Below are 13,052 nucleotides of genomic sequence, written 5' to 3'. Positions count from 1 at the left end.
CACCCCTGAAGCCCCGGCTTTGCCGGGACATACTTGCCCGAAGGCCCGGCGCGTCGACCGGGCCCCGGAGACGGCAGCATGAGCGAAGTTCTGGATCTGGCTTGCGAACTGATCGCCCGCCCCTCGGTGACGCCGGATGACGCCGGCTGCCAGGCGCTGGTCGCCGGGCGCCTGTCGCGCGCGGGATTCGCGATCGAGTCCCTGCGCCATGGCGCGGTGGACAACCTCTGGGCCACGCATGGCAGCGGCGCGCCGGTGCTGGCGCTGCTCGGGCACACCGACGTGGTGCCGCCGGGACCGCGCGAGGCCTGGGCCAGCGATCCGTTCGCGCCGACGCTGCGCGACGGCGCGCTGTACGGCCGCGGCGCGGCCGACATGAAGGGCAGCGTGGCCGCGTTCGTGGTCGCGCTCGAGCGGTTCGCCGCCGCGCATCCGGACCATCCGGGCACGGTCGCGCTGCTGCTGACCTCGGACGAGGAGGGCGATGCGATCGACGGCGTGCGCCGCGTCGCCGACATCTTCCGCGAGCGCGGCACCCGCATCGACTGGTGCATCACCGGAGAACCATCGTCGAGCGAACGCCTCGGCGACCTGCTGCGCGTGGGACGCCGCGGCAGCCTGTCGGCGACGCTCACCGTGCGCGGGGTGCAGGGCCATGTCGCCTATCCGCACAAAGCGCGCAACCCGATCCACCTGTTCGCGCCGGCGCTGGCCGAACTCGTCGCGCGGCGCTGGGACGAGGGCTACGAGAGCTTCCCGCCGACCAGCCTGCAGATCTCCAACCTCGACGCCGGGACCGGCGCCGGCAACGTCATTCCCGGCGAGCTGCGGGCGCTGTTCAACCTGCGCTACAACCCGCACTGGGATGCTTCGCGGCTGGAGGCCGAGGTCGTCGCGCTGCTCGACCGCCACGGGCTGGACTACGGCCTGCAGTGGCACCGCAGCGGCGAACCCTTCCACACGCCGGAGGGTCCACTGCGCAGCGTCGCGCGCGAGGTGCTGGCATCGTTCGCCGGCGCGGCACCGGAGGAAAGCACGGGCGGCGGCACCTCGGACGCGCGCTTCATCGCGCCGCTGGGGACGCAGTGCATCGAGGTCGGTCCGGTCAATGCCAGCATCCACCAGGTCGACGAGCACGTGCGCGTCGCCGATCTCGACGCATTGCCGGCGCTGTACGGGGCCCTGATCGAGCGGTTGTTGCTGCCGAACGCGTAGCCACCGCAGGGCGGCCGTTGCCCCGGGAGCGCGGGGTCAGGGGCGATGGCCGCGATGGTGCCGCCCGCGCCTGCGGCACGCCCATCCGCCTTCGGCACACTCCAACCGTGAAGGTGCGATCCCCCCGCAAGCGGGGGAAGGAAGGGCGAAACGCCCCGCCCGTTCTCGCCGGCCTCGCGTGCAGGCCAGCTTCGCGCGCAGGAAACCGAGAGGTTCTCCCCGTGCGGTTCCGCTTCCCTCCGCGGGAGATGGCTCGGCGCGCGTTCGCGGTTGCGATGCCGGTGCCCGCGCCTCGCGCGGGAACTGGGGACGGGCGTGGCGCCGGCTACTCGGCTCCGCTGCGCTCCACTGGCCGCGCATGCCGGTCGTGGCGCATCGCGCCGATCACGAGGATCAGGCCCAGCACCGCCGCGACCAGGAACATCAGCACCGCCAGCGCCGGGTAGCCCAGCAGCGTCGGCCCGACCTGCATCCGCATCAATTGCGTCGACGACAGCAGCAGCGCCGCGATCACCACGGCGGAGGCGATGCGGTTGGCGATCTTCTGCAGGTTCTCCATCAGCCGCGAGTCGTCCAGGCCGGCCAGGCGCACCTGCATCCGGTTTCCCGCCAGCAGCGACAGCGTGTCGGAGAGCTTGCGCGGCGCTTCGCGCACCAGCTCCTGCAGCTCCATCGCCTCGGTGGCGAGGTTGGCCGGCGACAGCGCCTTGCGCAGGCGGTCGCGCATCAGCGACTGCAGGTGCGCCTCGATCTCGCGGCGCACGTCGATCTCGGGCGAGAGCGCGTCGACCACACGCTCGAGGTTGAGCAGCGTCTTGCCCAGCAGGCTGATCTCGGGCGGCGTGCGCAGCCCGCATTCGGTGGCGCGGCGGACCAGGTCCAGCACCATGCGGCCTTCCGAGGCGCGCCGGGTGGCGCTGGCGTAACGCGCGACCACCTGCGAGATCTCGCGCACGTAGGCGCTCTCGTCGAAGTCCTCCAGCCGGGTGCCGAGCGCGACCAGTTCGCGCGCGACGTCCTCGCCGCGGCCGTCGACCGCGGCGAAGACCAGCTTGAGCAGGCGTTCGCGCTGGCGCGGCGGGATGATCGCGACCATGCCCAGGTCGATCAGCGCGATCCGCCCGTCCGGGCACAGCAGCACGTTGCCCGGGTGCGGGTCGGCATGGATGTCGCCATGCACGAACACCTGGTCGAGGTAGGCGCGCAGCAGCTCGACGGTGGCCGGCGCGGTGTCCTGTTCGGTGCGGCGCAGGCCGCTGATTCGGGTGACGTTGATGCCGTCGATCCACTCCATCACCAGCAGGTGCGGGGTCACGTAGTCCCACAGCGGCACGGGCACGCGCAGCCGTTCGTAGCCGGCCAGGTGGCGGCCGAAGCGGTCCAGGTTCTCGGCCTCGATCCGGTAGTCGAGTTCGTGCAGCATGGCCTTGCGGAACTCGGCGATCCAGTCGGCCAGGCGCAGGCGGCGGCCGGCGTCGGTGAGCGCGTCCGCGGTCCCCGCCAGCCGCGCCAGCACGTCGAGATCGGCGCGCACCGCGCCGGCCACGTCGGGACGCTGGATCTTCAATGCGACCACGCGACCATCGTGCAGCACCGCGCGATGCACCTGCGCCAGCGAGGCCGCCGCCATCGGCTCCGGGTCGATCTGGGCGAAGACCTTGCTCGCGCGCACGCCGAGCTCGCGCTCCAGCAGGACCTCGATGTCGCCGATGGGGGCCGGGGTGGCGTCGTCCTGGGTGCGCTCGAGCGCGGCGATCCAGGCGGCGGGCACGAGGTCGGGTCGGGTGGACAGGGCCTGGCCGAGCTTGACGAAGGCCGGGCCCATCTCTTCCAGGTCGGAGACGAAGCGCTCGGCCAGCGCATCGGTCTCCGCATCGGCCACGTCCTCTTCCTGGGTGTCGCCCAGGTCCAGCCCGGTGAGGATGCCCGAGCTGCGGTAGCGCGCGAGCATGGCGATGATCTGCGAGGTGCGGGAGATTCGCTGCATGGTGTCGTTCAAGGTCGTGTCCCCCTGTCTTGCGCTGGCCCGTGGCCAGCCCGCCCGCGAGTATTCCGGCGCCGCGGTGACGGTTGTGTCTGCAACTGTTGCAAATGCCGGTGGCGGCGGTTACGTTCGCGACATGGCACCGCAGTCCTTCCGCAACGCGAACGCTTCCGGCCGCAATCCCGGCGCGGCGAACAATCGTGTGCGCGAAGCGGGCTGCAGCCCGGCGTAGATCCCCGAAAGACCACGCCGTCCATGCAAGCCCGCATCGCAAGATGCGGGCTTTTTCGTGTCCGCGCATCCAGCCACCGTTCGCAACCCAGGAGTTCCGCCCCATGTGTTCCATCTTCGGCATGTTCGGGCTGCAGCCCGGCGACGACGTCCCCGCGCTGCGGCGGCAGGCGCTGGAACTGTCGCAGAAGCAGCGCCACCGCGGCCCGGACTGGAGCGGCGTGTACCACGACGGGCGCGCGATCCTGGTGCACGAGCGCCTGGCCATCGTCGATCCGGCCGGCGGCTCGCAGCCGCTGCGTTCGGCCGACGGCGCGCTCGCGCTGGCGGTCAACGGCGAGATCTACAACCACCGCGAGCTCAAGGCCGAACTGGTGCGCGACTACGCGTTCCAGACCGGGTCGGACTGCGAGGTGATCAATGCCCTGTACCGCGAGAGCGGGGCGGATGCGGGGGGGGCGGCCGCGTTCCTCGAGCGGCTCAACGGCATCTTCGCCTTCGCGCTGTGGGACGCGGAGAAGGGACGTGCCCTGATCGCACGCGACCCGATCGGCGTGGTGCCGCTGTACTGGGGCCACGACCGCGCCGGGCGCCTGTGCGTGGCCTCGGAGATGAAGGCTCTGGCGCCGATCTGCGCCGACGTGGCGCAGTTCCCGCCGGGGCACTACTACGAGTTCCCGGCCGACGCCGCGGAGACGTCCAAGCCCGTGCTGCGCAAGTATTACGAGCGTCCGTGGCGCGACTACGCGGCGGTGGAGGGCGTGCAGGTACCGAAGGAGGAGCTGCGCGCCGCGTTCGAGGCCGCGGTGCACCGGCAACTGATGACCGACGTGCCCTATGGCGTGCTGCTGTCGGGCGGCCTGGACTCCTCGCTGGTCGCCGCGGTCGCCGCGCGCTATGCGCGCCACCGCGTCGAGGACGACGATCGCAGCGAGGCCTGGTGGCCGCGCCTGCACTCGTTCGCGATCGGGCTGGAGGGCTCGCCCGACCTCGCCGCCGCCGAGGTCGCGGCCGCCGCGCTGGGCACGGTGCACCACGGCTTCACCTACACCTTCCAGGAAGGCCTGGACGCGCTGCCGGAGGTGATCCGCCACATCGAGACCTATGACGTCACCACCATCCGCGCCTCGACGCCGATGTACCTGCTGGCGCGCCGGATCAAGGCGATGGGGGTCAAGATGGTGCTCTCGGGCGAGGGCAGCGACGAGATCTTCGGCGGCTACCTGTACTTCCACAAGGCGCCCAACGCGCGCGAATTCCACGAGGAACTGGTACGCAAGCTCGACGCGCTCGCCAACTACGACTGCCTGCGCGCCAACAAGTCGATGATGGCCTGGGGCGTGGAGCCGCGCGTTCCGTTCCTGGACCGCGAGTTCCTCGACGTGGCGATGCGGATGGACGCGGCGTACAAGATGATCGACCGCGACGACAGCGGTCCGCGGCGGATGGAGAAGGGCGTGCTGCGCGAGGCATTCGAGGGCGAGCTGCCCGATCCGATCCTGTGGCGGCAGAAGGAGCAGTTCAGCGATGGCGTCGGCTACGGCTGGATCGACGGCCTCAAGGCGCATGCGCAGGCGCAGGTGAGCGACCGCGAGCTGGCCGCCGCCGACCGGCGCTTCCCGGTCAACCCGCCGCAGACCAAGGAGGCGTACTACTACCGGATGCTGTTCGAGCAGTTCTACCCCGGCACCGCCTGCGCGCAGACGGTGCCGGGCGGCAAGTCGATCGCCTGCTCGTCGCCGACGGCCATCGCCTGGGACGCGAGTTTCGCGGCAATGGCCGATCCGTCCGGGCGCGCGGTGGCCGGCGTGCACGCGCAGGCGGTGCCCGCGGTCTGAGGCGGGCGCACGGACTTGAACGGTTCCGGACCCCGCCGCCTGCCATGGCAGGGCGCCGGGACGCGGCGTGCAACAATGCGAGCCTGTCCCGCTGTCGACGTGTCCCGGCCGAATGTCCCCGAAGCGAAGCCTGCTGCTGTCCCTCCTCTGCGCCGCGAGCCTGTCGGCCTGCGCGCAGTCGCCGTCGTCCGCCTCCGAAGAGCCGGATGCGATTCCAGCAGGCGACGCCCCCGCCGCGGCCCGGATCGAAACCGCGCCCGGCACGCCGGAGGACCGCGCGCGCAAGGCGATCGAGTCGATCAATCCCGACATCCGGATCGACAGCATCGCCGCGGCGCCGCTGGAGGGGTTCCGCGAAGTGATCGTCGGCGGGCAGGCGCTTTACGTCAGCGACGATGGCAAGTACCTGCTGCAGGGCAGCCTGTTCGACATCGAGGCGAAGAAGGACGTCACCCAGGCCGGTGTCGCGGAGGTGCGGCGCAAGCTGCTGGCCGCGGTGCCCGCCAGCGACCGCATCGTGTTCGCACCGGCCAACCCGAAGTACACGGTCAGCGTGTTCACCGACGTCGAATGCGGCTACTGCCGCAAGCTGCACCAGGACATCGCCGAGTACAACAAGCGCGGCATCGCGATCGAGTACCTGGCGTTCCCGCGGATGGGACTCGACACGCCCGACTACGAGCTGATGGTGTCGGTGTGGTGCTCGCCGGACCGGCGCAAGGCCCTCACCGACGCCAAGGAAGGCCGCCGTGTGCCGTCGCGCAAGTGCGAGAACCCGGTGGCCAGCCAGTACCAGCTCGGCCAGCGCGTCGGCCTGACCGGCACCCCGATGATCGTCACCGAAAGCGGCGTGCAGATGCCGGGCTACCTGCCGCCCGACGCCCTTTTGTCGGCGCTCAAGCAGGTCGACGCGGACGCGGCCGCCGGCGGCTGATCCGCGGGCGCCCCACGCGGCCGGTGCGTCGAAACGGCGTTCCGCCGGCCGGCCAGGGCAAACGCCCTTACAATAGGCGGCCCGCTCCCAACGTTCTCCGGACATGATCGTCCTCGAGGGCCTCCCGGCCCTGTCGCCGTTCCGTCGCGAACGGCTTGAGCTCCGCCTGCAGTCGGTTGCGCCCGAGGTCCGGATCGCCGGCGCCTGGCACGTCTACTGGATCGACCCGGAACCCGGCGCCACGCCGGACGACGACACGCTGCGGCGCATGCTGGAGGCGTCCGGGGAGCCGTCCCCGCAACATCCCGGCACGGTGTCGCGCTTCGTCTCTCCGCGCCTGGGCACGATCTCGCCCTGGGCGAGCAAGGCCACAGAGATCGTGCGCGGCGCCGGGCAGCCGGTGCACCGGGTCGAACGTGGCACCCGGCTCGACCTCGCCGGATGGCCGGACGAGCCGGCGTTGCAGGCTGCATTGGCCAGGCGGCTGCACGATCCCATGACCCAGTCGCTGCTGTCCTCGCACGACGAGGCGGCGGGCCTGTTCGCGGTGCCCGCGCGCGGCGCGCTCGAGCGGATCCCGCTGGCGCAGCTGGAAGACGCGAACGCGCGCCTGGGTCTGGCGCTGGCCGCGGACGAGATCGGGTACCTGCGCGAGCGCTATGCCGGACTCGGCCGCGATCCGTCCGACGTGGAGCTGATGATGTTCGCGCAGGCGAACTCCGAGCACTGCCGGCACAAGATCTTCAATGCCTCGTGGACCGTCGACGGCGAGGACCAGCCGCATTCGCTGTTCCGCATGATCAGGCACACCCATGCGAAGACGCCGCAGCACACGCTGTCGGCCTACAGCGACAACGCCGCGGTGGTGGAGGGCTACCCCGCCCGCCGCTTCCGGCCCGGCCCCGCCGGCGGCGAATACCGCAGCGAGCCGGTCGCCGACAGCGCGTTCTGCATCAAGGTCGAGACCCACAACCACCCGACCGCGATCTCGCCGTTCCCCGGCGCCAGCACCGGCGCCGGTGGCGAGATCCGCGACGAGGGCGCCACCGGGCGCGGCGGCAAGCCCAAGGCCGGCCTGACCGGCTTCAGCGTCTCGCACCTGCGCATCCCGACGCTGCCGCAGCCCTGGGAAGCGCCGCGCGCGCTCAATCCGCGGATGGCGCCGGCACTGGAGATCATGCTCGACGGCCCGCTCGGCGGCGCCGCGTTCAACAACGAGTTCGGGCGCCCGAACCTGCTCGGTTACTTCCGCAGCTTCGAGCTGCAGCACGCGGGCGAACCGGCGCGCGCCTACGACAAGCCGATCATGCTCGCCGGCGGCCTCGGCGCGATGGACCGGCCGATGGTGGCCAAGCATTCTCTCCAGCCCGGCGATGCGGTGGTGGTGCTCGGAGGGCCGGCGATGCTGATCGGCCTGGGCGGCGGCGCCGCGAGTTCGGTGGCCTCGGGCGAGAGCGCGGAAGACCTGGATTTCGCCTCGGTGCAGCGCGAGAACCCGGAGATGGAGCGGCGTTGCCAGGAAGTGATCGACCGCTGCGTCGCGCTCGGCGATCGCAATCCGATCGCCTCGATCCACGATGTCGGCGCCGGCGGCTTGTCCAACGCGATTCCCGAGCTGCTGCACGATTCCGGAGTGGGCGGCGTGATCGACCTGGACAAGGTGCCCAGCGACGATCCCTCGCTCTCGCCGATGCAGCTGTGGTGCAACGAGTCCCAGGAGCGCTACGTGCTCGGCGTGCCGCAGGACCGGCTCGAGGAATTCGCCGCGCTGTGCGAACGCGAGCGCTGCCCGTTCGCGGCGGTGGGCGTGGCGACCGAAGCCGAGCACCTGGTGGTCGCCTATGGCGCATCGGTAGGACACACCCCGCCCGATCCCGCGATCGACCTGCCGATGGACGTGCTGTTCGGCAAGGCGCCGAAGATGCATCGCGACACCGCGCGTGCGACGCCGGTGCGCTGGCGCGGCCTCAACACCAACGTCGTCGACCTGCACGAGGCCGGGCTGCGCGTGCTGGCGCATCCGACCGTGGCCGCCAAGCAGTTCCTGATCACCATCGGCGATCGCGCCGTCGGCGGGCTGACCGCGCGCGACCAGCTGGTCGGGCCCTGGCAGATGCCGGTCGCCGACTGCGCGCTGACGCTGGCCGGCTTCGACGGCGTGGCCGGCGAGGCGATGGCGATCGGCGAACGCACGCCGCTGGCGCTGATCGATTCGGCGGCCGCGGCGCGCATGGCCGTGGGCGAGGCGATCACCAACCTGTGCGCGGCGCCGGTCGAGGCGCTGGAGCGGGTGAAGCTGTCGGCGAACTGGATGGCCGCGGCCGGCCACCCCGGCGAGGACGCTAAGCTGTTCGATGCGGTGCGCGCCGTGGGCATGGAACTGTGCCCCGAACTGGGCCTGAGCATTCCGGTGGGCAAGGATTCGCTGTCGATGCAGGTGCAGTGGGTGGAAGCCGGGAATGGGGAATCGGGAATCGGGAATCGGCAAAGCGATGGCGTCGATCCCCAGGCCGCCATTCCCCATTCCCCATTCCCCATTCCCGGGAAAACGCACAAGAGCGTTTCCCCGGTCTCGCTGATCGTCACCGCGTTCGCGCCGGTGGCCGACGTGACCGCGCAGCTCACGCCGCTGCTCGAGGACGGCATCGACAGCGAACTGTGGCTGATCGGCCTGGGCGCGGGAAAGCAGCGCCTGGGCGGGTCCATCCTGGCGCAGTGCTACGACGCGTTCGGTGGCGCCTGCCCGGATCTCGACGAGCCTGCGCGCCTGCGCGGCTTCTTCGAACTCGTCCGCGATGCGCGCGAAGCGAGGCTGCTGCGCGCCTACCACGACCGCTCCGATGGCGGCACCTTCGCCGCGCTGTGCGAGATGGCGTTCTGCTCGCATCGCGGGCTCGACATCGACCTCGACGGCTGGGGCGACGACCGCGCCGAGGACGTGCTGCGCACGCTGTTCTCCGAGGAACTGGGCGCGGTGGTACAGATCGCCACGGAAGACCGTGCCGAGTTCGCCGACCTCGTGGCCAGGCACGGCCTGATCGAATGCGCGCAACGCATCGCGCGGCCGATCACCGCTCCCCGGATCCGGGTGCTGGACGGGGGGCGGTCGCTGGCCGAATGGCGATGGGAGGAACTCTTCGACGCCTGGTGGTCGGTGACCCATGCGATGCAGCGGCTGCGCGACCACCCCGACTGCGCCGATGAGGAACGCGCTGCGGCCAGGCGTTTCGATGCGCCGGGGTTGCGGCCGGAGCTCAGGTTCGATCCCGCGGAAGACATCGCGGCGTCGCTCGGGAGCGGATCGCGTCCGCAGAGCGCGCACGGACGAGCGCCGTTCGTTGCGACCGGCGCGCGGCCACGGGTCGCGGTGCTGCGCGAGCAGGGCGTCAACAGCCAGGTCGAGATGGCCGTGGGCTTCGATCGCGCCGGTTTCGCCGCGGTCGACGTGCACATGAGCGACCTGCTCGCCGGGCGCGCGAGGCTCGACGGCTTCAGCGGCCTGGTCGCCTGCGGCGGCTTCAGCTACGGCGACGTGCTCGGCGCGGGTCGCGGCTGGGCGACCTCGATCCTGGAACACGACGCCCTGCGCGCGCAGTTCTCGGCGTTCTTCGCGCGCGGCGACACGTTCTCGCTGGGCGTGTGCAACGGCTGCCAGATGCTGTCCCAGCTTCGCGACATCATCCCCGGCGCGACGCACTGGCCGCGCTTCCTGCGCAACCGCAGCGAGCAGTTCGAAGGGCGCCTGGGCATGCTGGAGGTGCTCGATTCGCCGTCGCTGTTCCTCGCCGGGATGGCCGGGTCGCGCATCCCCGTCGTGGTGGCCCATGGCGAAGGCCGCGCCGCGTTCGACGACGAAGCCGACCGCGCCGCGGCGAAGGTGGCGTTGCGCTACGTCGAGGGCGACGGCACGCCCGCGCAAACCTATCCCGACAACCCCAACGGTTCGACCGACGCGATCGCCGGCCTGTGCAGCGACGATGGCCGCGCGACCATCCTGATGCCGCATCCCGAGCGGACCCTGCGCCGCCTCAACTTCAGCTGGGCGCCGGCCGACTGGCCGGATGCCTCGCCCTGGATGCGGATGTTCCGCAACGCGCGCGTGCGGGTCGAACGCGGCTGAGAGCCGCCAGGCGTCGCCCGTGTCCGGGCGACGCGCATCCCTGAGCGGGGCCTTGGGCAACACCGCGCGAGCGAGCGCCCGCGAGGCCGTCTGCGGAGCCTGCGGTTTTCGCCGACCGGTGGCCCGCTCGTGGTGTCCTGGCCCGTGGCTGGGCAGGCGCCGGCAGGCGTCGCCGGGGCCGGTGCGGGTTCGGCGCGGACATGCGCCCCGCCGTCCGCTCCTGCCAGTCGCTGTTCGCCGCTGTTCGCCCGTTCCGGCAGGGCAGCGGCGCGGGCTGGCCGACGTGTCCGGACGCGCCCCCGGGGAAGCGGCCTTCAGGCAGCGCCGCGGAGACCGATGCTGCGGTGCAGCGGAACGCCGCCAAAACGGGATTGCGGGCGCGAACAGGACAGCTGACCCGATCCCGACCGGTTTTACGGTCGGGCGCCGGGCGTCGCCCCTGATCGTCCAGGCTGGTTTTCCAGCAGGCTCAGTTGGTTTCAGCGGAAACATCCCAAGCGGCGGCAGGACCAGGCGGCAAGTCGATGAAAACGGGGAGTAATTCGCTCGAACGCGTCATTTTGTGACGCGAGGCGTCCAATCGCTTGACGAAAATTGCCCGCCGCGGTGAGTATCGTCACAGTCCTTCCGCAGTTTGAGGAGCGTTCAGGAAGCGCTGGCGGCCCGCACATGGATGGCTTCGATGCCTGATCTCGCTGCGATCCGCGACACGCCCCTGACTCCCTCCCGCCTTTCACGTATCGGACGCCCCGCGCGGCCGTGCCCTGATTTTTCCAGATGTCTTCCGCATCAATCCCACTCTCAAGAGGGCCAACTCGATGAACCGCATCTATTCCAAGATCTGGAACCCGTCCACCGGTCAGGTGACCGTCGCCTCCGAGCTGGCCACGGCGAAGGGCAAGGGGAAGGGGGTGCGGATGCTGCAGGCGGTCGTCGCGACCGGCGTGATCGCCGTCGCCGGCGTCGCCGGCGCCCAGGGTCAGGTCCATGGCGGGAAGCCGACGGGGAAGGGACAGCACTCGGCGAAGGCGCATGACCAGGGCAAGGCTGCGCCGGCGAAGCTCGCGGACGCCTGCGGCAGCGCAGTCGCCTCGGGCACCGGCTCGACGGCCTGCGGCAACGATGCCAACGCCAGCGGGGCGGGCTCGACCGCGGTGGGCAACGCGGCCAGGGCGACCCACGCCAATGGCACGGCGCTCGGAAACAATGCGCGCGCGCTGCAGTCCAACACCACCGCGGTGGGATCGAACGCGCTCGCCAACGGTTCGGCCTCGACCGCGCTGGGGAGTTCGTCACAGGCGATGGGGCTGCGCAGCACCGCGGTCGGCCAGGCGGCGCAGGCGCATTCGGAAGGCGCGGTGGCGATGGGCTTCAACGCCTACGTCGCCCCGGCCGCCAGCGGCAGCGTGGCGCTGGGCTACGGCGCGCGCGCCACCGAGGCCGGCGTGTTCTCGGTCGGCAACGGCGGCGGCGCCGGCACGGTCGGACCGGCCACGCGCAGGATCACCAACGTCAGCGACGGCGTCGCGGACAGCGACGCGGCGACGGTCGGCCAGGTCGACGAAGTGGCGGGCGCGGTGGAAGCCGTAGCCGAGATGGCCGAGCACACCGACCGCTACTTCAAGGCGGACGGCGCCGACGACGGCAGCGACGACGCCAGCATCAACGGCGATGGCGCGGTCGCGGCGGGCGCGGGCGCGGTCGCCGATGGCGACGGCGCGACCGCGCTGGGTGCCGGCGCGCAGGCGACCGACGCCTACGCGACTGCGGTGGGCAGCGAGGCCTCCGCCTCCGGCCTGCAGGCGACGGCGGCTGGCTTCCGCAGCGATGCGTCGGGCGACGCCTCGGCCGCGTACGGCGGCTACAGCGTGGCCAGCGGCTTCGGCGCGAGCGCCTTCGGTTATGGCGCCGAGGCCACGTTCGATGGCGCCACGGCGGTGGGCTTCGGGGCCTTCGCCGGCAACTTCGATTCGGTGGCGGTAGGCGAATATGCGATTGCCAGCGGCGACAACGCGGTTGCGGTCGGTGGCGCGTTCTGGGGACTGATCCCGACCGAGGCGTCGGGCGATTACTCGACCGCGGTGGGTGGGGCGGCCTACGCCGGCGGCTTCAACAGCACCGCGGTCGGCAACTTCAGCGCCGCCGAGGGCGACAACAGCCTGGCGCTGGGATCGGACAGCGCGGCCGTCGGCGAAGGCAGCGTGGCGCTGGGACAGGGTTCCTACGCCGATCGCGACAACACGGTGTCCGTGGGCGATGTCGGCGAAGAGCGGCAGATCACGAACGTGGCGGCGGGGACGGAAGGCACCGATGCGGTGAACCTGGACCAGCTGGAGGAGGCGACGGCGGACAACCGCTACTTCCAGGCCACGGGCAACGACGACGACCAGAGCGACGACGTGGGTGCGTATGCCGAAGGGGCGTATGCGACGGCGTCGGGCGAGGCGGCGAACGCGTATGGCGACGGTGCGTCGGCCTACGGCAGCGGCGCGTACGCCGAAGGCCAGAACGCGACGGCGTCGGGGTTCAACGCGACGGCGACGGCGGACGGTGCGACGGCGGTGGGCGGGAGCCTGTACTACGAGGACCCGACCACGGGCGAGGTGCTGCTGGACCAGACCACGACCGCCTCGGCGGTGGGGGCGAGCGCGTTCGGCGCGGGCGCGCAGGCCAACGGCGCGTTCAGCACCGCCAGCGGTGCGGCGGCCACGGCCGATGGACTGCAGGCCA

At 71.4% G+C, this 13,052-nt stretch carries 7 protein-coding genes; 6 read left to right on the top strand and 1 reads right to left on the bottom strand.

Features of this window, described 5'->3' with window-relative positions:
• Window positions 1-78: 78 nt before the first annotated feature.
• Complete coding sequence (gene dapE, locus JMO03_RS18525) at window positions 79-1,215, top strand: succinyl-diaminopimelate desuccinylase (RefSeq protein ID WP_202845252.1); 1,137 nt, start codon at window positions 79-81, stop codon at window positions 1,213-1,215.
• Window positions 1,216-1,540: 325 nt separating this feature from the next.
• Here the strand turns inward: dapE and JMO03_RS18520 are convergent, their stop codons facing one another.
• Window positions 1,541-3,202: an ABC1 kinase family protein gene (locus JMO03_RS18520; RefSeq protein WP_202845251.1), complete on the bottom strand. Its 1,662-nt coding sequence runs from the start codon at window positions 3,200-3,202 to the stop codon at window positions 1,541-1,543.
• Between JMO03_RS18520 and JMO03_RS18515 the strand changes: the two genes are divergently transcribed.
• The 5 genes from JMO03_RS18515 to JMO03_RS18495 form a co-directional block, all read left to right on the top strand.
• Window positions 3,201-3,431, top strand: coding sequence for a hypothetical protein (locus JMO03_RS18515; RefSeq protein WP_202845250.1), 231 nt, complete (start codon window positions 3,201-3,203; stop codon window positions 3,429-3,431). The two genes, JMO03_RS18520 and JMO03_RS18515, sit on opposite strands and share 2 nt — an antisense overlap.
• A gap of 103 nt (window positions 3,432-3,534) precedes the next feature.
• Window positions 3,535-5,268 (top strand): asparagine synthase B, encoded by a 1,734-nt coding sequence (gene asnB, locus JMO03_RS18510; protein ID WP_202845249.1) that lies wholly within the window; start codon window positions 3,535-3,537, stop codon window positions 5,266-5,268.
• A 112-nt stretch (window positions 5,269-5,380) separates the two neighbouring features.
• A complete protein-coding gene (locus JMO03_RS18505) occupies window positions 5,381-6,202 on the top strand; it encodes a DsbC family protein (protein ID WP_202845248.1) in 822 nt (273 codons plus the stop codon).
• A 103-nt stretch (window positions 6,203-6,305) separates the two neighbouring features.
• Window positions 6,306-10,322: a phosphoribosylformylglycinamidine synthase gene (gene purL / locus JMO03_RS18500; protein ID WP_202845247.1), complete on the top strand. Its 4,017-nt coding sequence runs from the start codon at window positions 6,306-6,308 to the stop codon at window positions 10,320-10,322.
• Between the two features lie 818 nt (window positions 10,323-11,140).
• Window positions 11,141-13,052: ESPR-type extended signal peptide-containing protein (locus JMO03_RS18495; protein WP_273544296.1), on the top strand; the 1,912-nt coding region annotated here is incomplete at its 3' end.

Origin of the sequence: Luteimonas saliphila (assembly GCF_016774335.1) — a bacterium.
Classification (GTDB): Bacteria; Pseudomonadota; Gammaproteobacteria; order Xanthomonadales; family Xanthomonadaceae; genus Luteimonas; species Luteimonas saliphila.
Note: the sequence above shows the minus strand (reverse complement) of the source record. Positions and strands in the feature narration are given on the sequence as shown.